This window comes from Salirhabdus euzebyi (assembly GCF_014207435.1).
Lineage (GTDB): Bacteria > Bacillota > Bacilli > Bacillales > Alkalibacillaceae > Salirhabdus > Salirhabdus euzebyi.
Genome location: NZ_JACHGH010000004.1, coordinates 180,887 through 203,474 on the forward strand (window position 1 = coordinate 180,887; position 22,588 = coordinate 203,474).

19 protein-coding genes are annotated in these 22,588 nt (G+C 36.8%); 15 read left to right on the plus strand and 4 right to left on the minus strand.

Annotation, left to right across the window (positions count from 1 at the left end):
* The first annotated feature begins 8 nt into the window (after positions 1-8).
* Genes HNQ94_RS08060 through HNQ94_RS08070 form a run of 3 tightly spaced genes read left to right on the plus strand, consistent with a single transcriptional unit; the run spans position 9 to position 3,180 of the window.
* Positions 9-896, plus strand: a complete 888-nt coding sequence (locus HNQ94_RS08060; protein ID WP_174495693.1) for an energy-coupling factor transporter transmembrane component T — start codon at positions 9-11, stop codon at positions 894-896.
* Positions 869-2,518 (plus strand): ABC transporter ATP-binding protein, encoded by a 1,650-nt coding sequence (locus tag HNQ94_RS08065; RefSeq protein ID WP_174495692.1) that lies wholly within the window; start codon positions 869-871, stop codon positions 2,516-2,518. Before HNQ94_RS08060 ends, HNQ94_RS08065 begins: the two co-directional genes overlap by 28 nt.
* Complete coding sequence (locus HNQ94_RS08070) at positions 2,494-3,180, plus strand: ECF transporter S component (RefSeq protein ID WP_174495691.1); 687 nt, start codon at positions 2,494-2,496, stop codon at positions 3,178-3,180. The genes HNQ94_RS08065 and HNQ94_RS08070 overlap by 25 nt, the downstream gene beginning before the upstream one ends.
* A gap of 257 nt (positions 3,181-3,437) precedes the next feature.
* On the opposite strand, the gene HNQ94_RS08075 is transcribed toward HNQ94_RS08070, so the two are convergent.
* The 3 genes from HNQ94_RS08075 to HNQ94_RS08085 form a co-directional block, all read right to left on the minus strand.
* Positions 3,438-3,821, minus strand: a complete 384-nt coding sequence (locus tag HNQ94_RS08075; protein ID WP_174495690.1) for an SET domain-containing protein — start codon at positions 3,819-3,821, stop codon at positions 3,438-3,440.
* A gap of 108 nt (positions 3,822-3,929) precedes the next feature.
* Positions 3,930-4,130: a cold-shock protein gene (locus HNQ94_RS08080; RefSeq protein ID WP_174495689.1), complete on the minus strand. Its 201-nt coding sequence runs from the start codon at positions 4,128-4,130 to the stop codon at positions 3,930-3,932.
* A 204-nt stretch (positions 4,131-4,334) separates the two neighbouring features.
* Entirely contained in the window at positions 4,335-4,997 is a 663-nt protein-coding gene (locus HNQ94_RS08085; RefSeq protein WP_246199968.1) for an HAD family hydrolase, read from the minus strand.
* Between the two features lie 274 nt (positions 4,998-5,271).
* Between HNQ94_RS08085 and HNQ94_RS08090 the strand changes: the two genes are divergently transcribed.
* The 4 genes from HNQ94_RS08090 to HNQ94_RS08105 are packed head-to-tail and all read left to right on the plus strand — an operon-like array spanning position 5,272 to position 14,144.
* Positions 5,272-8,514: a helicase-related protein gene (locus HNQ94_RS08090; protein WP_174495687.1), complete on the plus strand. Its 3,243-nt coding sequence runs from the start codon at positions 5,272-5,274 to the stop codon at positions 8,512-8,514.
* An 8-nt stretch (positions 8,515-8,522) separates the two neighbouring features.
* Complete coding sequence (locus HNQ94_RS08095; RefSeq protein WP_174495686.1) at positions 8,523-9,287, plus strand: DUF4391 domain-containing protein; 765 nt, start codon at positions 8,523-8,525, stop codon at positions 9,285-9,287.
* Positions 9,288-11,141, plus strand: coding sequence for a site-specific DNA-methyltransferase (locus tag HNQ94_RS08100; protein WP_174495685.1), 1,854 nt, complete (start codon positions 9,288-9,290; stop codon positions 11,139-11,141). It abuts the gene before it with no gap.
* Between the two features lie 15 nt (positions 11,142-11,156).
* Positions 11,157-14,144: a type III restriction-modification system endonuclease gene (locus tag HNQ94_RS08105; protein ID WP_174495684.1), complete on the plus strand. Its 2,988-nt coding sequence runs from the start codon at positions 11,157-11,159 to the stop codon at positions 14,142-14,144.
* 40 nt (positions 14,145-14,184) lie between these two features.
* On the opposite strand, the gene HNQ94_RS08110 is transcribed toward HNQ94_RS08105, so the two are convergent.
* Complete coding sequence (locus tag HNQ94_RS08110; RefSeq protein WP_174495683.1) at positions 14,185-14,673, minus strand: NUDIX hydrolase; 489 nt, start codon at positions 14,671-14,673, stop codon at positions 14,185-14,187.
* 154 nt (positions 14,674-14,827) lie between these two features.
* Between HNQ94_RS08110 and HNQ94_RS08115 the strand changes: the two genes are divergently transcribed.
* From HNQ94_RS08115 to HNQ94_RS08150, 8 genes are all read left to right on the plus strand, one after another.
* Complete coding sequence (locus HNQ94_RS08115; protein WP_174495682.1) at positions 14,828-15,937, plus strand: DUF4145 domain-containing protein; 1,110 nt, start codon at positions 14,828-14,830, stop codon at positions 15,935-15,937.
* Positions 15,938-15,955: 18 nt separating this feature from the next.
* Complete coding sequence (locus HNQ94_RS08120; RefSeq protein ID WP_174495681.1) at positions 15,956-16,141, plus strand: hypothetical protein; 186 nt, start codon at positions 15,956-15,958, stop codon at positions 16,139-16,141.
* Between the two features lie 14 nt (positions 16,142-16,155).
* A complete protein-coding gene (locus HNQ94_RS08125) occupies positions 16,156-16,374 on the plus strand; it encodes a YdbC family protein (RefSeq protein ID WP_174495680.1) in 219 nt (72 codons plus the stop codon).
* A gap of 179 nt (positions 16,375-16,553) precedes the next feature.
* Positions 16,554-17,099 (plus strand): hypothetical protein, encoded by a 546-nt coding sequence (locus HNQ94_RS08130; RefSeq protein WP_174495679.1) that lies wholly within the window; start codon positions 16,554-16,556, stop codon positions 17,097-17,099.
* A 190-nt stretch (positions 17,100-17,289) separates the two neighbouring features.
* Positions 17,290-18,273 (plus strand): GMP reductase, encoded by a 984-nt coding sequence (gene guaC / locus HNQ94_RS08135; RefSeq protein ID WP_221452523.1) that lies wholly within the window; start codon positions 17,290-17,292, stop codon positions 18,271-18,273.
* Between the two features lie 1,321 nt (positions 18,274-19,594).
* Positions 19,595-20,359 carry a DUF817 domain-containing protein gene (locus HNQ94_RS08140; protein WP_174495678.1) on the plus strand — a complete coding sequence of 255 codons (765 nt, stop codon included), beginning with the start codon at positions 19,595-19,597 and terminating at the stop codon, positions 20,357-20,359.
* A gap of 314 nt (positions 20,360-20,673) precedes the next feature.
* On the plus strand, positions 20,674-21,600 hold the full coding sequence (locus HNQ94_RS08145; protein WP_174495677.1) for an ABC transporter ATP-binding protein: 927 nt from the start codon (positions 20,674-20,676) through the stop codon (positions 21,598-21,600).
* Positions 21,593-22,549, plus strand: coding sequence for an ABC transporter permease (locus tag HNQ94_RS08150; protein WP_174495676.1), 957 nt, complete (start codon positions 21,593-21,595; stop codon positions 22,547-22,549). The genes HNQ94_RS08145 and HNQ94_RS08150 overlap by 8 nt, the downstream gene beginning before the upstream one ends.
* The last annotated feature ends 39 nt before the right edge of the window (positions 22,550-22,588 follow it).

Consider the following 22,588-nt stretch of genomic DNA (forward strand, 5'->3'; position numbering starts at 1 on the left):
TGAGGGTTATGGTACGCGGATTTCGATCTTTTCATCCAATCATTCTATTACTATATTATATTTTCGCCATAGCTGGTCTTATGCTGTATCAGCACCCGATATTTCTGGGTTTAGCTGCAGCTACCATTCTCATCATTAATTTCATGCTTGATGGGGGAGAACAGCTGAAAAAATGGGGTTGGATGATCGCAATCATGAGTGTGCTTACCCTTATATTGACACCTCTTTTTAATAATAGAGGCAATTATATTTTGTTTTATTTTTTTGATAGGCAAGTAATGTTAGAGAGTGTCATACAAGGGGTGATGATTGCATTAACACTTTTATGTATCATTAGCCTTTTTCTTACTTTTAATATCGTGATTACTCCAGATAAATTTGTGTTTCTCTTCTCCAAATTTTTACCCCAGTGGGCACTTTTGATCATGCTTTCTATGCGATTTGTCCCCTTATTACGAAAAAGATTGATTGAAATCGGTGATGTACAGCAAGTAAAAGGCTTATCGGTGAAATGTGGACCAATTCGAAGTAGAGCAAAGAATGGGATGCTGTTTTTACAAATTTTATTAACCTGGTCTTTGGAGGAATCCATTCAAACGGCAGATTCTATGACAGCTCGTGGTTATGGTATTGGTAAACGGAGTAAATATCAGCCTTTTTATATGAAAAAGCGAGACTGGGTATCTTTAGGGTTTCTTCTTGCTACTGGTAGCTTCGTAGCTTTTGGCTGGTGGCTTGGTGATGGCGTATTAACGTTACTCCCAATCTTAGAACAAGTCTTGTTGCAAGGTAGAGAGTGGTTTTATTTTATTCTATGGTTTGTATTTCTGGCATTTCCAATTTGGACGGAAGGAAAGGAGATGATCAAGTGGAGATACTTCAGGCACATCAGCTAAGTTTTACTTATCCAGAAACAACAGCAAAGGCACTACAGAATATCAATCTCCAAGTGAAGCAGGGCGAATTTGTCGTCCTTTGTGGTCCGTCTGGAAGTGGAAAATCGACACTCCTCCGCTTGTGTAAGCCAGAAATTGCTCCTCATGGCACGCTAGAGGGCAGGATTACCTTTCAGGGAATGCCACTGGAAGAGCTAGAACCTATGGTAAAAGCGAAAGAACTCGGCATGGTTTTTCAGGATCCAGAAAACCAGATTGCGATGGACAATGTGATGGAAGAACTAATTTTTGGGATGGAAAATATCGGTTTTACTACAGCTCAGATGAGGAAAAAAGTAGCGGAAATGGTGAACTTTTTCGGCCTTAATTACTTACTCGATAAAAAGACAGATGAGCTATCTGGGGGACAAAAGCAACTGATCAATTTAGCATCTGTCTTATTGCTGGAGCCGAAAATTTTGTTGCTGGACGAGCCAACCTCTCAGTTGGATCCTATTGCGGCAAAGGAATTTATCCATATGCTGCAGCGGCTAAATGAGGAATTTGGCATTACTATTGTTATTGTAGAACACAGATTAGAAGAGCTGTTTACGATTGCCAATCGGGTGGTCATGCTAGAAAACGGTGCTATTATCCATGATAAAACACCTCGAGAAATGATCCGAAAGCTTGGAACACACGAGAAGATGAGGAACTTTTTACCGAGTTCTTCCTTACTATATTTAGACTTTCATCCAGATGCAGAGCCTGAGACTATTCCGCTTAATGTGAAAGAGACGAGGCAATGGCTGCAAACAGAAAGTATTGAGCAACAAGAGGAGGACCAAACATCAGAATCAGAGCAGCAACCTATTCTGGAACTTAGAGAAGTGGACTATCAATATACAAAAAATTCACCGCCAGTCTTGTACAATTTATCCTTATCCATCTATGACGGGGAGTGGCTTGCAATTGTTGGGGCAAATGGCACAGGAAAAACAACCCTGTTGAAAATCATTGGCGGCATTTTAAAAGCACAGCATGGAACGATGAGGTTTAAAGGGAAAAAGGTGAAAAAATGGGATGCGCAAAAGGTGAGCTACTTGCCGCAAAATCCTAAATTATTTTTCATCCAGGACACGATTAAAAAGGAATATGATCATCTTGCAGAGCATCATGGAATAGCAAATGCAGAGGAGCGTATTCAACACCTGTTGGAAAAATTCAATATGAAACATTTGCAGGATCGACACCCGTATGACTTGAGTGGTGGGGAGCTTCAGAAGGCAGCATTAATCGGTACCTTACTCGTGGAACCTGCTATCCTGCTGATTGATGAACCAACAAAAGGACTTGATCCGGAATCAAAAAAAGCTTTTGGTGAGCTCGTCTCCACGCTTGTAACGGAAGGCTTAACAGTCGTAATGGTCACTCATGATATCGAGTTTGCAGCTGCCTATGCGACAAGATGTAGCATGCTGTTTCAAGGAGAAATAACCGTTACGGAAAAGACGAGGGATTTCTTTCATGAAAACACCTACTATACGACGGTGATGAACCGAGTCACACGAAATAGTTCTGTTCCTTCAGTCGTGACGTTGGAGGAGGCGAGACGTACATGGCGCGTACAAAACCGTTCTTAATTGGTATTGTCCTCCTTATTTCTGTTCTGCTAATCGGTTTTCCGTTATGGAATACTAAGCATTATATGGCATTAAGTTTGGTGATTATGATTGGGTCCTTTTTACCCTTTATGATTAGCTTTGCCAGGAAAAAAGTGATGAGTAGAGAACTTGTAGTGGTGGCCATTTTAGCTGCCATTGCTGCGGTTAGTAGAATTCCATTCGCATCGATACCAAGTGTTCAGCCAACGACGTTTGTCATTATTACCGCAGCAATTGTCCTTGGCCCACAAAGCGGATTCGTCGTCGGTACTTTAGCAGCAATTGTATCGAACATATTTTTAGGACACGGACCGTGGACCCCGTGGCAAATGTATGCATGGGGCATGATTGGTTTAACTGCAGGGTTACTCGGGAAGACGTGGCTAATGCAAAATAAGCTTGGACGCTGCATCTATGGATTTGTTGTCGGGATAGCATTTGGCTGGATTATGAACTTGTGGTTCGTCGTCGGGGTTATCCAGGAATTTAATTGGCCAGCTATTTTACTATATTACAGCTCAAGTTTTTACTTTGATTTAGCACACGGAATTTCAAACGTCTTTTTCCTCTGGTTATTTAGTGCAGGTTGGATCAAAATCATGCAACGATTTAAGGTAAAATATGGATTGTTCACGAAATAAGGGCATAAAAACCATGAGCCTTTAAGTTTTACAGATGACTTTCTAATTAATTTCCTGTTTAATTAAAGTAATTAAAGGTTCAGATGGAATAATTGAAGGTTCGAACCAATTAATCGTCCATTCACACGAAATAATTATTGATTCAAGGAAGAAAATTGCATAAAACTGGCCACTATTACAAACTTAGCCATAAAATAAACCCCTGTTAATGGACTGAACTAACAAAGTCCTTAACAGGGGTTTATTAAGTAGCAATATTAATTTTCTTCTTCGTTAAACCATAATGGTGAATTATTGTCTTCTTCACCATTGTAATTGATTAATATTTCATCGCCTGCTTTAATGTCGGTGAAGGCATAGAAGTTAAACACGTGATTGTCAAAATCGATTTGGTAAGAAGCATTAGGTGTATACGAGTGATTAAATAACATGCCGTAACCTAACAGAAAAGCAGTGTGGTTTTTTCCGTATTCAAATGCATAGTCTGCTAGAGTTGTTTTTTCTATATGTTGATGTTCATCGTTTGGATAAGGGATAACTGGTGCTTGGTGAATCAATTCGCCTTTTTTGATATTTTCTGTAGCGAATACACCTCTATTATGTTCACCATCGCTTACTTTGGAAGTTTTAATTTCTATCATATATGTCACCTGCTTTTATTATTAGTTGGAGGATCACTGTATTTTTTGGAACAAAAAGTAAATAAAAAAGGCTCTCCCCGTGAGGGAAAGAACCTTTATATTGTAAAGTTACGCTTTAACTACGTTAGTAGCTTGAGGTCCGCGTTGACCGTCTTCAATACCGAAAGTCACTGTTTGACCTTCTTCTAAAGTTTTGAAACCGTCGCCTTGAATAGCTGAGAAGTGAACGAATACATCGTCTCCGCCTTCTACTTCAATAAATCCGAAACCTTTGTCTGCGTTAAACCATTTTACTTTACCTGTGTTCATTGTGTTTCCTCCTAGTGCTTTAAAGCACGATATATTTACTATCCTTGTTCTCATACTCATTCAAGACAAAATTACTTTAAGTATTTCGACTAGCCTTCATCATATTACGAACAACAATAACAGAGTTAAGCATAACACAAACAAAAAAGAAAAGAAAGCGCCACTTTAAAAAAAGGGCACAAATTGCAAAAAAAAGTTAAAATGTCATGTAGCGAAGATGGGCCATTTGTTTTCTTCAGCAATTTTTTTCATGTCTTCGTCAGGATTCACAACAATTGGATGTTCAACGAAATGCAATAATGGAATGTCACTCTCACTATCGGCATAAGCCCAGATTTCATTCGTGCCTTTCTCTGATTGAGCAAGTTCTTTCGTGACCCACTTCTGTACTTGTTTAACTTTTTCTTCGCCGTTAATGATTGTCCCAATTTCTCCCGTACATACACCATTTTGGTCTAACAATAATTCTGTACTAAGGATATGTACGTCTAATTGTAGTTCTTTTGCGAAGGCAGTTAAAAAGGGTTTAAGTGCCCCAGAGAGAAGAATAATCATGTCCCCATTTTGTTGATGCTCCCGTACTTGGCGTACAAGACCTTGGTGAACATCGACCTTTCCAATGTTCACTAGCTGTTGGAAAAATTCTTCTAATTCTAGTTCTGTTTTGCCTTTAAATGTATTTGCAAAAGCTTTAAAAAATTGTAGACGAAAAGCGTTTTTTCCTTTTACAAGTCCAGTAATTATTGCTTTTACAAGTCCCGTAAACACGATACTCCATTGTTTGAGGCCAAATGTTTTCTTTCCGACTTGAAACATTACCTTAAAGGAATTTCCTTGATAGAGCGTTCCATCAAAATCAACTGTCACAATTGCCAAGCTAATCACCTCATTTTCTATCCATTATAGAATGGATTGGAATTGATGTAAATAAATGGGTCCAATACATTTTTATTGATTCCAATTACTAGTATTTCACTTTCCATATAAAACTATTGAGCTTTTTATGGGATAATAGAAGAGGAATTTGAACAAAATGAGTGTTTATATTTTTGGTTACATCCTAATGGATTTCAAGATTTTTTGAAATTTTGTAAACTGTAAATAGACAAAATAGAATTTGATGGTTATTGGAGGCAATGGGATGTTAAATAAAATGATTGATAATAAAAAATCCGGGTTTGTAGGAGATGCACTAAAGCCTTACTTTAAGAAAGGTTCAAAAGTGGCAATCATGTCCTCCTATTTTACAATATATGCTTTTGAAATGTTAAAAAAGGAATTAATGCAGGTCGATGAGGTGCGTTTTTTATTTATTGATCCTACCTTTACTTCGGAAAACTATGCGAAAGGGTCAAAGGATTTTCAGAAATCAGAACGTGAAATGCGTTTATCAGGCTCTGACTTAGAAATAAAATTACGTAATGAACTAACCCAAGCGAAAATTGCAAAAGAATGTGCCGAGTGGATCAAAGCGAAGGTGCAAATGAAATCATTAACTTCTCCTATGACCCAAAGTCGTCTTTATCATATTGAAAATAAAGACGGATCATCTGTCGCGATTCAAGGTAGCTCTGACTTTACAAGTAGTGGACTGGGTTACACCTACTCTCCTAGTTTGGAAATGAACACACTGATGGACGAGCCACTTTTGACGAAGCAGTATATCGAGTGGTTTAACGATGTGTGGAAAAATGAGGATATTATAGAGGAAGTAAAGCAGGAAGTTTTAGAGCGAATACAAATTATTTATGAAAACCACACACCGGAATATTTGTATTTCGTTACTCTATATAACATATTTAAAGGTTATTTAGATGAGTTGGATGAAGAAGCTATTGTGAAGTCAAAGACTGGCTTCAAAGATACGGAGGTTTGGAACAAGCTATATAAGTTTCAAAAGGATGGGGTTCTCGGTGCCATTGACAAACTAGAAAAATATAATGGCTGTATTATTGCAGACAGTGTGGGACTAGGGAAAACGTTCGAGGCACTTGCCGTTATTAAATATTATGAACTACGCAATGATCGGGTTCTTGTATTGTGTCCCAAAAAGCTGAGAGAAAACTGGCTCATTTACACCCAAAATGATAAACGAAATGTATTATCAGCAGATCGATTTAATTATGATGTGCTAAATCATACAGATTTGAGTAGAACAAATGGGTTATCTGGAGATATTAATCTAGCAACTGTTAATTGGGGTAACTATGACCTCGTCGTCATTGATGAGTCACATAACTTCCGAAACAACGAAGCAAGAAATGATCGGGAGACTCGTTATACAAGATTAATGAATGAGATTATTAAAGCTGGAGTGAAAACGAAGGTGCTTATGCTTTCAGCGACACCAGTAAACAACAAAATGAATGACTTGAAAAACCAAGTAGCTTTTATTACGGAAGGAAAAGACGATGCCCTTGAGAGTGCTGGTGTGGAAAGCATTGAAATGACCTTGCGGAAAGCACAACAAAGTTTTAATAAGTGGCTAAAGCTAGATAATGAGGAAAGAAAAGCAGATTCATTATTAGAAATGTTGAACTTTGATTACTTTAAATTACTAGATACGGTGACTATTGCTAGATCAAGAAAGCATATTGAAAAATACTATAACTTGTCTGAAATCGGTAAATTTCCGGAGCGATTAAAGCCGATTAATATTAATGCAGACATTGATCAACTAAATGAGTTTCCAGCGATTAAGGAAGTAAATAAATTAATTAATCGATTGAATTTAAGTGCCTATTCTCCTTTAAAATATGTGTTACCCGAAAAGCAAAGAGAGTATAGCCAAAAATATGACCGGAAAGTAAAGGGTGGCTCGGTCTTTAAGCAGATAGATAGGGAGCGTAGTCTTGTCAATTTAATGCGAGTAAATTTATTGAAGCGAATGGAAAGCTCGATTCATTCATTTGGGATGACAATCGCGTCCCTTTTATCGAAAATCGATGTATTGATAAACAAGCTAGACCATATCCACCAATATTCGAATGAGGATGTAAACATTAACGATATAGATATGGATGATGAAGATGTGGAGAACATGCTCATCGGTTCTAAAGTAAAAGTTCTTCTTCAAGATATTGATGGGATTAAGTGGAAACAGGATTTAGAGGATGATAAAGAGAAATTAGAGAAGCTATTAATCGAGTCGGCTAAGGTCCAGGCTCCACGTGATGCAAAATTAATTCAGCTTAAAAACATCATTGATCAGAAAGTTCAACAGCCACTCAATGCAAACAATAAAAAGGTCATTATTTTTACCGCATTTGCAGATACAGCTACCTACTTGTATAACGAAGTTTCGGAATGGATGTTGAAGAATCATGGCATACATGCGGCGCTCGTTACGGGATCAGGTGGAAATCAAACGACATTAAAAGGAATACAAAAAGATTTGAACGCCATATTGACTCATTTTTCCCCAGTATCTAAAGAACGTAGCAAGCTAGATGCTAGCATTACCGATGAGATTGATATATTAATTGCAACGGACTGTATTTCAGAAGGACAAAATCTACAAGACTGTGATTTCTTAATTAACTATGATATCCATTGGAATCCAGTTCGGATCATCCAGCGCTTTGGGCGAATCGATCGACTAGGATCGAAAAATGATGTTATTCAGCTTGTAAATTTTTGGCCAAATATTGACCTTGATGAGTATATTAACCTAGAAGCCCGTGTTAGTGGGCGGATGGTTTTACTTGATATATCTGCTACTGGGGAAGAAAATGTGATTGAATACGATGAAAAGAAAGATATGAACGATCTCGAATACCGTGCTAAACAGCTGAAGCAGTTACAAGAAGAGGTTGTGGATTTAGAGGATATTTCGGGTGGAATTTCTATCACTGATCTGACGTTAAATGATTTTAAGATGGATTTAATAGATTATATGGGTACTCATAAACGTGCAATAGAGCATGCACCACTCGGACTACATGCTATTACGTCTGTTCAGCTAGCCCCAACACCTGATACAGAGCCAGGGGTTATATTTTGTATTAAACAACGAAATGCGAAGGCAAAAGTAAAGGAGACGAGCGCATTATACCCATATTACCTTGTGTTGATGAACAGTAAAGGTGATATTCAACTAGGTCATTTAAAGACGAAGCAAATTTTAGATTTATATCGAAAAGTAGCACTAGGACAAACTGGTGTTTTTCAAAATTTACTCGAACAATTCCAAGTGGAGACGGATAATTTGGCTGACATGACTGCCTATAAGGATTTATTAGATAAGGCTGTGGAATTTGTGTTAGGTATTGTTGAGGAAAAGGGAATGGAGTCGCTATTTAGTCTCGGGAACTCAAGCCTCCTACAGGACACGAATACATCGTCAGAGGATTTTGAGTTAATATCATTCTTAGTGATAAAGTAGGTGTAAAATTGAGAGAATGGTTAATAAATAGATTGGATATTCCAAAACGAACGATTTTAAATCGCAAAATACCAAAAAAAGCGTTTTTTTCCGAAGCTGATTTCTCTTCAGCTGAAAAGGAATTGTTTACGTCCCAAGTTGACGGAATTTATCTGTTAAGTGTGATGAACCAACAAAGCATGAAAATACAAGCCTATCAAACCAAGGAGCTACATTATGCAGAGGTTGTATGGGTCTATGTGAAGATTAGGTCAAAGGATAAAAACAATCGTATTGCCCAGGTTGTTCATAAAGCCATTCCTAATCCGGTTGTTCTTGTGATGGAGTCACCTGAAGGAGATATCCTCCTAAGTGCTTGTCATAAACGACTTCACAAAATGGATGTGGCAAAAGTTGTACTAGAGGAACCGGTGATTACCAATTGGTTTCAGCCGAGGAATGAGGAAGATCTTTATACTCAACTTTTGGACGTTTTAATGATGACAAAGCTATCATTTGATCATCTGTATCATTTTTATGATGACATTTATCAATGGTTGCGATGTGAAGAAGTCGTACTACTAGTAAATGACTTCCCGAAAAACACCGAAAATCGAGATGATGTCGTAGAGGCTTTAGACGATATACGTCAAAATCAAAATGAAATTACAAGGCTAGAGAATGAACAAAAAGGACAACTCGATTTTGGAATAAAAATGGACTTGCATATGAAAATCAAGCGGCAAGAACAGCAAGTGGAACAGAAGCTACAAAAGATAAAGGAGTTGTGTTAGGTGGAGAAGTTGGATGGAAAAACCTTCAATGCTGTACAGGACAATATCGAAAAGTTAAAAGAAATCTTTCCTGATGTATTTACAGAAGATAAAGTAGATATAGAAAAATTACAATTGGCACTGGGAGAATTTGTAGAAAAAGAGAAAGAGCGATATGAGTTTAGCTGGAATGGAAAAACAGAAGCTATTCAATTGGCACAAAAGCAAACGACTGGTACCCTTCGCCCGAAAAAGGAAGATAGTGTGAACTGGGATACGACGCAAAACCTATATATAGAAGGAGATAATCTGGAGGTTTTACGTATTTTGCAACACTCGTATCGTAATAAAGTGAAAATGATTTATATTGACCCTCCATACAATACGGGAAAAGATTTTATTTATCAGGATAATTTTCACGATAACCTTTCCAACTATAAAGAAAAAATGAACGAAAGCTTAAAATCAAATGCAGAAACAAATGGACGATATCATACAGATTGGTTGAACATGATGTACCCTCGCTTGAAAATTGCCAAAAACTTGCTCAAGGACGATGGCGTTATTTTCATAAGTATTGATGACAATGAGTTAAAAAATATGATGGCGATTTGTAATGAGATTTTCGGTGAAGTCAATTTTGCCGGTGTTGTTACGTGGAATAAGAAACGAAAAGGTTCCTTCCTTTCAAAAAACATCGTTAGTGTGACAGAGTATTGCTTGATTTATTGTAAAAATATTAATGAAGCAAAAATTGTTGGTGGTGTAGCGGACCAGTCCGAATCACAGCCTCTTATTAAGAGAACAAACAAAGTAAAGAAGCTGCGTTTCCCTCGCAATATTATTAAAACGAAGCTGAAGGATGGACGTTATAAAAAAGGTGTATACGGTGTGGGATCTAGTGGGGTTGAGCTTCATGAAGAGGTAGAAGTAAAGGATGGTCTCATAGTGGACGAGCTAGTCGTTTCTGGACCGTTCATTTGGACCCAAGAAAAAGTGGACGAGCAATTAGCTTTAGGGGCTGCTTTTATTATTAACACCGAAAATTTCCAAATTCGTGTATTCAAAGTGAATGAAGATGAGAAATATAAAGGCTTTCCTTCCTTTGTTGATGGGGTTGAAATTAACGGAACAAATGAAGATGCTTATGAGGAACTTATTGAATTGTTTGGGGTTGAGAAAATCTTTGATTACTCAAAACCAAAAAATTACTTGAAAAAGCTTATTCAAAGTCAGACGTATTTTGAAAAAGATGGTATTATTTTAGATTTCTTTTCTGGATCTGCTGCTACAGCCCACGCGGTAATGGAGTTGAACGCCGAGGATGGTGGGTCACGACAATTTATTATGGTACAGCTACCAGAAGCAATTGATGAAAAGGAAGACGCCTATAAAGCTGGCTATTCTAACATATGTGAAATCGGGAAACAACGTATTCGGTTGGCAGGTCAAAATATTACCAATGAAAATGTAGATATTGGTTTTAAAGTATTTACATTAAGTGATACGAACCTCCGTCTTTGGAATGAAGATACAACGAATCTAGAAACCGATTTATTAGACTTGGTAGATCCAATTAAAGAAGGGCGTACCGCGGAAGACGTGGTGTACGAAATTTTACTAAAATACGATGTTCCTTTAACCGTTCCAATTGAAGAAATAACCATTGCTGGAAAGCGAGTTTACTCGGTCGGAATGGGATTTTTACTCATTTGTTTAGCGTACGACTTAACACTGCCTCAAATAGAAGCAATGGCAGAGAGAAAGCCGGCTCGTATCGTGTTTTATGATGAAGGATTTAAAGATGATACCGTTCGTACGAATGCGCAGCAAATATTGAAACGTTATGGTGTTGAAGATATCCGTGTTATTTAGAGAGGGGATGTAAGAATGAAAATTAAGTTCGATGAACAACAGTATCAGCTTGATGCCATTCAGTCCATCACGGATATTTTTGAAGGGCAAACCGTAAAAGTATCCAATTTTACAGTTAGTATGGGTGATATTGTTGGGCAGGAAATTACCGAGTTAGGAATTGGAAACAAGCTCGAATTATCGGAAACAGAAGTACTGGAAAATGTGCAAAGGATCCAAATACGAAATCATCTACCGAAAAGCAGGAATATTCAAGATTGGAATTTTACCGTTGAAATGGAAACGGGTACAGGGAAAACATACGTATATACGAGAAGTATCTTTGAACTAAACAAAAAATATGGATTCACGAAGTTCATTATTGTTGTACCTAGTGTTGCAATTCGAGAAGGTGTATATAAATCATTACAAATGACAGAAGAGCATTTTGCGAATGAATATCCTGGACAGCATTGTCACTTTTTCAAATACGATTCTACCTATTTAGAGCAAGTTCGTGAATTTGCAACGAGCACAGATATTGAAGTGATGATCATTAACATTGATGCGTTTAAGAAAAGCTTTGATGATCCTGAAAAGGAGAGCAAAGCAAACTTAATTCATCGTGAACGGGATACGATGAACGGGAAAAAACCGATTCAATTCATCCAAGAAACAAACCCAATTGTTATAATCGATGAACCACAAAGTGTGGATAATACGGAGAAAGCAAAAGAAGCAATTGCTTCATTAAATCCACTGTGTAAATTGCGCTATTCCGCAACACACCGTGAAACGTACAATTTAATGTACAAGCTCGATCCTGTAGATGCATATGAGAAGAAGCTGGTAAAGAAGATCGAAGTGCTATCGGTGAATTCAGATGATGATTATAATGATCCTTATATTAAATTAATAAATGTTTCCAATAAAAATGGCTATAAAGCGACGGTTGAAATCGATGAGCAAAAGAGAAATGGTACGGTTGCTAAGGTAAGGAAGGAAATAAACCCGAACAAGAAAAATAATCTCTATTTGATTTCCGGGGAACGGGATTTGTACCGTGGTTTCATTTTAGAAGGGATTGACTGTACGCCTGGAAGTGAAATGATTGAATTTGCCAACGGGAAAGTCCTTGGGCTTGGCGAATCAATTGGTGCAATGGATGATGATTTGCTAAAAAGATATCAAATAAGAGAAGCGATTCGCACGCATTTAGATAAGGAACTAAAGCTTGTGAACAAAGGGATAAAAGTGCTTACGTTATTTTTTATAGATAAAGTCGAAAATTATCGCCTCTATCCGAAAGGTCAGTCATGGGAAAAAGGGAAATACGCGCTCATGTTTGAAGAGGAATATAAAAATCTAATCGAATCACCTAAATATCGTACCCTTTTTGAGGAAGACAATTATATATCGAATCACCAGGTGGAGGAAGTGCATAACGGTTACTTCTCCCAGGATAAAAATGGGAATTATAAGGATAGTAAAGTGGCGAAGGATGGTAGTCTACGCTCTAATAAAGACGATGAGTCCGCTTTTGAACTTATTATGAAGGAAAAAGAAAGACTACTAAGCTTTGAAACACCTTTACGTTTTATCTTTTCCCATTCGGCTTTAAAAGAAGGCTGGGATAATCCGAACGTGTTTCAAATATGTACATTAGTAGAAACGAAGGATCCTTTCACGAAGCGTCAAAAGATTGGTCGGGGTCTTCGTTTAGCGGTTAATCAAGATGGTCAACGACAATATGACGAAAACATTAATGTCCTTACGGTTATTGCAAATGAATCTTATCAGGAATTTGCTGAATCCTTACAACAGGAAATGGAAGAGGAAACGGGTGTGAAGTTTGGTTATTTGGAGGAGCAATCTTTTTCTACAATTACCCAAACGAATGAAGAAACTGGAGAAGCGAAAGCAATTGGTTATGATTATTCGGCTAAAATTTTTGCATTTCTAGTAAAAGAAAATTTTATTACGAAAAAAGGCAAGGTAGAAACAAAGCTGAAAGAAGCAATTGCTGAAGAAGCATTTGAAGTACCTGAGGAAATGCAGGCAATTAAACAGGATATAGAACAAGTAATCAAACGTTCAATTAAGAAGTTGCCTGTTTTTAATAAAAAAGATGAAGTACGTATTCATTTGAACAAGGAAGTCTTTCTTAGTGAAGAATTTAATCAACTTTGGGATCAAATTAAATACAAAACAACGTACTCTGTTGATTTAGATTCCGAAACACTAAAGAGCCGTAGCATTGAAGCAATTCAAAAGTTAGATGAATTTCAAGCGAGAAAAATCAGGCGTGAAAATGCGATATTAAAGGTAGATCAATCAGGTGTTACGGGAGAAGGGAAGACTTTCCGAACGTTTGAAGCCAATGAAGAAAAACGTCGTTTGCCTGACATATTGCGTTATTTACAGGAACAGACAAACTTGAAACGCCGTACGCTTGTGGACATTTTAATTAGATCAAAACGTTTAGAAGATTTCGAGAAAAATCCGCAAGCGTTTATGGAATCAGTGATGAAAATTATTAATCGAGAGAAGAAGAAGTTAATCATTGATGGGATAAAGTATGAACGGATTGGGGATCACGCTTACTATCAGCAATCACTATTTGAGCATCAGGAGCTTGTCGGTTACATGAAAGCCAATGCTGTTGAAGTATCAAAAGACAAATCAGTCTACAACTACATTCGGTATGATTCTAATGTGGAACGCACCTTTGCGGAGAAGTTGAATAGTGATGAGGATGTCAAATTATTTGTCAAGCTTCCAGCAAGCTTCGTCATCGATACGCCACTTGGGAACTATAATCCTGACTGGGCTGTTTTAGTAGATAAAGATGGTGTAGAAACATTATTCTTTGTTGTGGAAACGAAGGGGAGTACAGACCAAGAGGATCTTCGTTTTACGGAAAATGGTAAAATTGTATGTGGACGTAAGCACTTTTCTGCCCTGCAAAATGAAGTAGAATATAAGCTAACAAATAGTTATGAGAAGTTTAAAGAACAGATTTAAGATATAAATCGAAACAGCATGGCTATTTAGCCGTGCTGTTTCAAGTTTTAAAGAGGATGGGAAAATAATGTAGAGTTGGTACTAAGAGATTAGCGTGATAAATGAGCATAAGTTCAGATTGTGTAACCCACTTTATGTCGCTTACTTCATCCATTTGTAATATTGTATCTTCTAGGTTAAAGGATTGATTAAATAACCATACATCATAAAAATCATTAAACTCATCACGCCGTTCGCTTGTTAGCAATGTGCCATTAGATTCTAGTAAGTGTATTCCTATTTCTTCTTTTACTTCTCGAATCGCACCAGGAAGACTATCCTCACCCGATAGAATAGATCCACCTGGACACTCCCATAAATTTGGATGAGGTTTACTCGGATGACGTTTTGTTAAGAGGATTTCACCTTTATCGTTCTTAATCCATACATGGACAACTATATGGTAATCACCGTTAGCTAATGGATTACCACGTTTATGTACTCTAGTCGTTTTGTTTCTATTTTGATCGTAAACATCCCAAAGCTCCATTATATATCACCCCTGTTTAAATAAGCATAGTTCGAAAAGGTTAAATTTTTTTGGGAATAAATAGTATGACAACACAGAACTTTAAAACTAGTAACCCTATTCATTATAATAGAAGTAGACAAAAACTAAAGGTTTGGAAGACGGAGGACAATACATGGACAAACAATCTTATTTCTATCAATTTCTTCAACCTATTTCGAAAGAACTTGCGTACGTAGCTCGGGAATTGGAGAATAGTATATTTTCTAGTCCTCGTACAATGTTGACTCATGCTAGAGTGTTTGTGGAAAATATTTTACAGCAAGTAATGAAAGTAGAAAAACTACCAAATGACCCTTGGATTAGCTTAAAGGAACGATTGGATATGCTGGGTGAAAATGATATTTTACCGGAGGAGATTCGAGATGCTCTTCACTATGTGCGAAAAGCAGGAAACCAAGCAGCACATGATTCCCGTGTTTTCCGTTTTTCAGAAGCTTTACACTCATGGGAAGCATTGTATAAGATTGTGAAATGGTACGTAGAAGTGTATGGACCTGTTGAAATGGAAGTTCCTGATTACCAAGACCCGAAAATTCAACCGGAGCAATCCTATGATATTACGGAGCTAGAGGTAAGGTTAAAGTCATTAGAAGACTTGTTAATGGCGTCCGTGCACCAAAAGGAAGAGGAGTTAGCGCATGAGGAAGTAGCAGCTTCTATGGAAACGATCGAAGTTGTACCGGAGCAGCCAGGATTTACAGCGATTCGTTATCTTTCTTATGGGAATGAAAAACTAGCTATTCCTTATTTTTTACGTGATGCCTTTTTGTTGCCACAACGATTTGCGAAGTCAGAGCTATTCCTGATTCGCTTAGGGGCAGAGCAGCAGGCCCGTATAATGAGTGAATTGCCAAGTAATCTAGAAGGTCTCCACAAATATGTGAAACGCTATAATGAAAAAAACGATGAAAACTTATTTGAGGATTTAAAAGTTTATATGGAAGAGGAAAAGGCTCGTAGAAAACTAACGTTGGAGCGGTCAGGGGAGCTATTCTTCTTTTATAAAGACAAGCACATTGTTGTAACAGAAGAACTATCGAAAATCCCTTTATCCGCAGAACAGTTTACCGGTATTCCAAGTTTGTTGAGACAGCTTAATAATGACCAAATAGAAACAGTAGGTCAGCTCCCGAAAGAACTCGTCATTCTTGCTAAGTATGACAATGTAGGTATTGGTACGGTTGAGAAACTATTCGAGCAATTGAAGGAGAAACAAAAGTAAAAGAAAAGGGTGATTTGTATGAAGATTGAAAATAGAAGCGGAAAAGAATATAGTATTCAAAAAGATGGATCCCAATACAAAATCACGAGGACTATAAAAAATTATGATAGTTTTGAAAACGCAAAAAATGATTTAATTGACTTAGCCTCAGGACGAAAAACAGAAGAACAAGTTCAAGAGGAAAAGAAGAGTAATCTACATTAAAGGAGGAATGACTTGTGGCAGAGTTAAAATATGAAATTATAGAAACGATTGCCGTGCTCTCAGAGTCACCAAAAGGGTGGACGAAAGAGCTTAACTTGGTGAGCTGGAATGGGAGAAGCCCTAAGTATGATTTACGAGATTGGGCCCCAAATCATGAGAAAATGGGTAAGGGAGTTACCTTATCAGAGGAAGAGTTAGCCAAATTAAAAGATGTATTGAATAATCATCTGTAACATACTAGTATAATACTAATAGAAATTCTACAATCAACTAGTGCTCTAAAACCTCTATCCAAGATGAAGTGGGATAGAGGTTATTTATTTAATGATTCTATAAGAACAATCATTAAGAATAGTAGCTTTACTTATTTATGTCGATAAGCCAATTGTTCTAATATGGAAGGAAGAGGGACATGTATTATATCGAGTATAGTCGTCTGAAATATTTTTTGTATACGGTACTGTGCTTTGTTTTGTTGGTTACATGTATTATTTTAATTGGGACTGGACATTTGTCAGAGTTACGTAAGCTTTATGTATACGGATTAATGCTCATCTTCCTGATAGGCCTTTTCTATTTTATCTCTAATTTTATTTCTCCTAACGTCTTTATGAGTATTTCGCCTACTGACTTCAATATTAAAGTAAATGGATATCCTACAATTACGTTCCCATACGAAGCTATTGTTTTAGTCTATAATTCTACCGAATACATAAAAGAAAAAAAACATTCCCTTTTCAAGACAAAAAAACATTTTCTGCATGTTGTTGTTACGAATGAACTAATTATTCAAAAACAAGTAGCATTTAGAAAAAGAGACACCTTTCGAAAGCAATTGTTAGAGAAGGAAAAAACGTTTAAAATGCCAGTTGAGATGACTTCTTATAAAACAGAGGATATTTTGCATTACATAGGATTGTATATTCCTGATCGGGTTAATGCGAATGGTAAAACGTGAATAAAAAATAAAAGGAAGAGGAAGTAAAAGCTGATGACAGGGCATTTTTGTCCTGTTATTTTTATTTTCTAAAAACTTGTTATTTTACCTTAAAATCCTTTGACATTCGATGTGAAATGATGTAAATTACGTAATGGACGAACGATTACAATAATCTTATTATAAATATTCGTATTTAGGGGTGTGCATCATGGAAAATGTATTTGATTATGAAGATATTCAATTAGTACCTGCAAAATGTGTAGTAAACAGCCGTTCAGAATGTGATACAAAAGTTACTTTAGGTAAACATACATTTAAGCTTCCTGTTGTACCTGCAAATATGCAAACAATTATCGATGAAAAGATTGCTATTTATTTAGCAGAAAATAATTATTTCTATATTATGCATCGTTTTAATCCCGAAAAGAGAATTTCTTTTATTCAGGATATGAGATCCCGTGGGTTAATTTCCTCCATCAGTGTTGGAGTAAAAGAAGAAGAATATCGTTTTATTGAACAATTAGCAGCAGAAAAACTTTTGCCAGAATACATCACAATTGATATTGCGCATGGTCATTCTAATGCAGTAATTGAAATGATTAAACATATTAAAAAGCATTTGCCAAATAGTTTTGTTATTGCTGGAAATGTGGGAACACCTGAAGCGGTCAGAGAACTTGAGCATGCTGGGGCAGATGCAACAAAAGTCGGTATCGGACCTGGAAAGGTATGTATTACGAAAATAAAAACTGGATTTGGAACTGGTGGTTGGCAATTAGCAGCACTTCGTTGGTGTGCAAAGGCTGCAAGCAAACCCATTATTGCAGATGGTGGTATTCGTACACACGGTGATATTGCTAAATCTATTCGCTTTGGAGCAACGATGGTAATGATTGGCTCTTTATTTGCAGGCCATGAGGAATCTCCAGGAGAAACAGTTGAAAAAGACGGAAGGTTGTTTAAAGAATATTTTGGATCTGCTTCCGAATTTCAAAAAGGTGAAAAGAAAAATGTAGAAGGTAAAAAAATGTACGTGGAATATAAAGGAGCTCTACAAGATACGTTGACAGAAATGGAGCAAGACTTACAATCCTCTATTTCCTATGCTGGAGGAAAGGAACTAGACGCAATACGTCATGTTGATTATGTAGTGGTGAAAAACTCTATCTTTAATGGTGACAAAGTCTATTAAAGAACAAAAGCACAAGCGCCTTGCTCACCCCCGATATGCATAAGCCAAGACCTGCCGTGGCGGATTTTGCTACAGAAGGGATTGACATATGTCCCAAGGGGGTAGGTGCTGGAGCTAGATGTGGCTCCCCCGTGCAACTAACTTATCCATAAGTCCAAATTTTACAATTTCTAAGCAATAAAAAAGCATTTCGGAATTTTTTCCGAAATGCTTTTTTAACATCACAGGGGACCCAACCATACCACATCCTTAATGGGTAATGTTACGCATTTTAGGTACACTCGACCCATAGAGGGAATCCAAAACACTTTACCAAATAAAAATCTCCAACAGACTTTTCATCGGAAGTGTTTTATTAGGATGTTTGTCAGTTCCGTAAATTGGATACTGATTCCCTTAATCTTTTGAAAACTCATATTTCGAATGCAACTCAGCTTGAAAGTATGATAATTTTCCGCTTTTTAGGTCCTAATTTAGAAAGTTAATGATCATTTCATCCCTTCGTTTTAAGGTTTCGAAGTGGATGAAACGTAGGCCTACGTTTCATCCTGTTTATTCGTTCCTTAAAGAAAAGATGATCCTTCCATTTACTATCCTCAATGACCGTTTGTTTGGACTCATTCCTTCCAAGTTCTCGGGACATTTCGGAAGGTTGGTTAGTTTTTATTCTCCCAATCTCCTACTCTCCACATTCCGAGTTCCTGTCATTCTCCCCTAGTTTTTAACCCGTTAATTAACGAAACTCACTAGGATGGTTGAGCCTCCTGTAATGTTAAGGTGTAAGGTTTGATTGTTCCTTACAGCTAGATTATATCACGGTTCAACAAAATTTAGTGTGGCATATTTGTGAACAAATTCACAAACCCATCTATTCTTTAACGTGAATTATTGCTGTTTTTCCTAAAACGGCGAAGTAACTTAATGGTGTATGAAGCCCCTTCTTTACAAGATGAGTGGTAGTCCGTCGCCTCGGAAAAATACTCGCTTTCCAGCCTCCTTCGCCAGCAGAGAGCTCTCACTGCGGGGTCTTCAGACTCATGCTCTCCCATAGGACAAGGAACGCTTAGGCAGCATTACATCGCACGAAGAAAATTGGCTTTCACTTTCGAGGAGTCTCACATGTTTCCGATGCTTGGATAGGTGGTTTTTACAAACGAGAAGACTTACATTTAAATAAAAGCTAAACTTGAAAAGAATACTTAATATAAAAAACAAAATGCAAATAGGAAAAGCCTCTACCATGTAATAAAGTGCTAGAGGCTTTTTTCTGATATGATAAATTACATATCCATTAATCTATCATAGTAGTTAGGGTGTTTGTATGAAGCAATTATTTTATTTTGGACTTGCTCAAGCAAAGGCTTGTATTTTTCCTATTATCATTTTCCTCACATTAGCAGTGACTAAAATTATTGATATTCCATTCCTCCATAGGTATGACCTAATTTTATTGGTTTGTATCATAACCCAAATGCTCATGCTTGCATTAAAATTGGAAACAATGGATGAATTAAAGGTAATTGGCGTTTTCCATTTGATCGGTTTGGCACTAGAAATTTACAAAGTACATATGGGTTCATGGAGTTATCCAGAAGAGGCATTCACCAAGTTTCTTGGAGTGCCATTATATAGTGGTTTCATGTATGCAAGTGTCGCTAGCTACATGTGTCAGGCGTGGAGAAGGCTGGATTTAAAACTAGTGAAATGGCCCCCAACATGGATTGTTATGTTTCTAAGTGCAGCGATTTATTTTAATTTTTACACGCATCATTTTATTCTTGATTTTCGTTGGTTATTAAAATTGCTAACGATTATTCTTTTTTATCATACATTTGTTTATTTTACTGTTCGTAAACGTACATACGCGAAGCCTCTGTCCTTATCTTTTATATTGATTGGTTTTTTTATATGGGTTGCTGAAAATATTGCCACTTTCTTAGGTGCTTGGAGTTACCCAAACCAACAACGCCAGTGGGAAATCGTTCATTTTGGAAAGGTAAGCTCTTGGTTATTGCTTGTCATCGTTAGTTTTCTGATTGTAGCAATGTTAAAACATTTAAAACAAACAAAAGGGAATCTACACTAAAGTTAATAATTGTGAAAAAATGATATCCTTTGTTTCCCTTTTGCTATAAAATGGAAAGGTGAATTAATGTCTTTTATAGGGAAATATAGATGAATTGATATTCGTAGACTAAAGATAAATTGGAGTGTAACAACTAAATTTATAACATTTACTCTTAACTATAGTTAATTCAGATTCCCCATGGGGAAAGAGTTTAACGAGACGGTCAACTGGGGCTGTCTTTTTCTGTGGATAGGATTGATGGTTCATTCTTTAGGACTCTATTAAAACGTAATCAGTTATTAGTAATTAGATCTAAATAAAGGAGATTGAGCATGAGCGGAGTTGTAAAATTACAAGACGTGTCAAAAACAATTAATGGAAAGAGGATTATAGATTCCTTAAGTTTTGAAGTGAACAGTGGGGAAGTATTCGGGTTTCTTGGTCCAAACGGTGCTGGGAAAACAACAACTATTCGAATGATAGTTGGGCTTATAGGTCTTAGTTCTGGAGATATTACGATTTCGGGATATAGCATCAAAGAAAATTTCGTTAAGGCAATAAGCCAAGTAGGGGCTATTGTGGAAAATCCTGAAATGTATAAGTTTATGAGTGGCTATCAAAACCTTATGCAGTTTGCCCGAATGTCTAAGGGAGTTAACAAGGAGAAAGTGGATGAGGTAGTGGAACTCGTTGGACTAACGGACCGAATTCACGATAAAGTCAAAACGTATTCACTTGGAATGAGACAAAGACTCGGACTAGCCCAATCTCTTCTTCATGATCCAAAGGTTCTTATTCTTGATGAGCCTACAAATGGTCTAGATCCCGCTGGCATTAGGGAAATTAGAGATCATTTACGGATGCTTGCTAAGGAGAAAGATATGGCCATTATTGTTTCTAGCCACTTACTTTCCGAAATGGAAATGATGTGTGACCGGATTGGGATTATTCAAGCGGGGAGACTCATAGATGTACAACGAGTACGTGATTTTGTTAATGGGGCGGAAAATTCCTATCAGCTGGAGGTTTCACCAAAGGATGAAGCCCTTTTAGTTGCTCAACAGTTATTCCCAACAATTAAAATGTCCCTTACAGACAACGGTATAGCAGGCCAATTAAAGAAAGATGATATCCCATTGTTGGTCAATGAATTCGTTTCAAAGGAAATTAACATTTATGGGATTAAGGAAATATCGAAAACACTTGAAGATAGATTCCTCGAAGTTACAGATAAAAAGGGGGAAGTCACACATGCTTAATTTAATAAAAAATGAATGGATTAAACTATTTAAACGGACGGGAACATTTGTCATGATTGGATTGATTATTTTGCTACTTACGTTCGTAGGTATCATAATCCGATCCCAGGAAAATCCAGATAGGGGAACAGGTAGCGAAAATTGGGAAGAACAATTACAAACAGAAATTAATAATAGGGAGCAAGAATTGAAAGATATCCAAAATGCCCCTCAAAGTATGATTGACTCTTATCAAAGGGATATAGCAATTAACAAGTATCGTATAGAACACAATCTTTCCCCACATCAAGATTATTCGGTATGGGGGTTTGTATATGATGCTTCGAATATCATTCAATTTGCAGGTTTGTTTGTTATTATAGTTGCTGCTGGGATTGTGGCCTCCGAATTCAATTGGGGGACGATTAAGCTCTTGTTAATTAGACCAATAAGTAGAGGGAAAATTCTCGTTGCTAAATATATAACTGTTATCCTGTTTGCACTACTAATGCTAATTATCTCATTTGCTTATTCTAGTTTAGTCGGTGTTATTTTATTTGGAACACCTGAAACTACTGCTCCACATCTCAATTACTATAATGGCACTATTACAGAACAAAATATGGGAGTTCATTTAATCATTTTATACTCTTTGAAATCTATTAATATGCTCATGTTAGCTACGATGGCTTTTATGATATCGGCGGTATTTAGAAACAGCTCACTTGCGATTGGTCTTTCTATCTTTTTAATGTTTGCAGGAGGACAATTAACAGCGATGCTAGCACAAAAATTTGAATGGGCGAAATACATTTTGTTTGCAAACACAGAGCTCATGCAATATATAGAGGGAGTTCCATTAATAGAAGGAATGACCCTTGCATTTTCTGTCATGGTATTGGTTGTTTATTTTATTATTTTCCAATTCCTTGCTCATTATGTTTTCCATAAAAGAGATGTAGCAGCTTAAACAATTGAAAATATAAAATCTATCTTTCTCTTGATATCT

What these genes read in the sequence shown, in the direction of transcription:
- HNQ94_RS08060 (WP_174495693.1), top strand. Translation starts at nt 9, where the DNA reads ATGGTACGCGGATTTCGATCTTTTCATCCAATCATTCTATTACTATAT.
- HNQ94_RS08070 (WP_174495691.1), top strand. Translation starts at nt 2,494, where the DNA reads ATGGCGCGTACAAAACCGTTCTTAATTGGTATTGTCCTCCTTATTTCT.
- HNQ94_RS08075 (WP_174495690.1), bottom strand. Translation starts at nt 3,821, where the DNA reads ATGATAGAAATTAAAACTTCCAAAGTAAGCGATGGTGAACATAATAGA.
- HNQ94_RS08080 (WP_174495689.1), bottom strand. Translation starts at nt 4,130, where the DNA reads ATGAACACAGGTAAAGTAAAATGGTTTAACGCAGACAAAGGTTTCGGA.
- HNQ94_RS08090 (WP_174495687.1), top strand. Translation starts at nt 5,272, where the DNA reads ATGTTAAATAAAATGATTGATAATAAAAAATCCGGGTTTGTAGGAGAT.
- HNQ94_RS08105 (WP_174495684.1), top strand. Translation starts at nt 11,157, where the DNA reads ATGAAAATTAAGTTCGATGAACAACAGTATCAGCTTGATGCCATTCAG.
- HNQ94_RS08110 (WP_174495683.1), bottom strand. Translation starts at nt 14,673, where the DNA reads ATGGAGCTTTGGGATGTTTACGATCAAAATAGAAACAAAACGACTAGA.
- HNQ94_RS08115 (WP_174495682.1), top strand. Translation starts at nt 14,828, where the DNA reads ATGGACAAACAATCTTATTTCTATCAATTTCTTCAACCTATTTCGAAA.
- HNQ94_RS08120 (WP_174495681.1), top strand. Translation starts at nt 15,956, where the DNA reads ATGAAGATTGAAAATAGAAGCGGAAAAGAATATAGTATTCAAAAAGAT.
- HNQ94_RS08130 (WP_174495679.1), top strand. Translation starts at nt 16,554, where the DNA reads ATGTATTATATCGAGTATAGTCGTCTGAAATATTTTTTGTATACGGTA.
- guaC (WP_221452523.1), top strand. Translation starts at nt 17,290, where the DNA reads ATGGAAAATGTATTTGATTATGAAGATATTCAATTAGTACCTGCAAAA.
- HNQ94_RS08140 (WP_174495678.1), top strand. Translation starts at nt 19,595, where the DNA reads ATGAAGCAATTATTTTATTTTGGACTTGCTCAAGCAAAGGCTTGTATT.
- HNQ94_RS08145 (WP_174495677.1), top strand. Translation starts at nt 20,674, where the DNA reads ATGAGCGGAGTTGTAAAATTACAAGACGTGTCAAAAACAATTAATGGA.
- HNQ94_RS08150 (WP_174495676.1), top strand. Translation starts at nt 21,593, where the DNA reads ATGCTTAATTTAATAAAAAATGAATGGATTAAACTATTTAAACGGACG.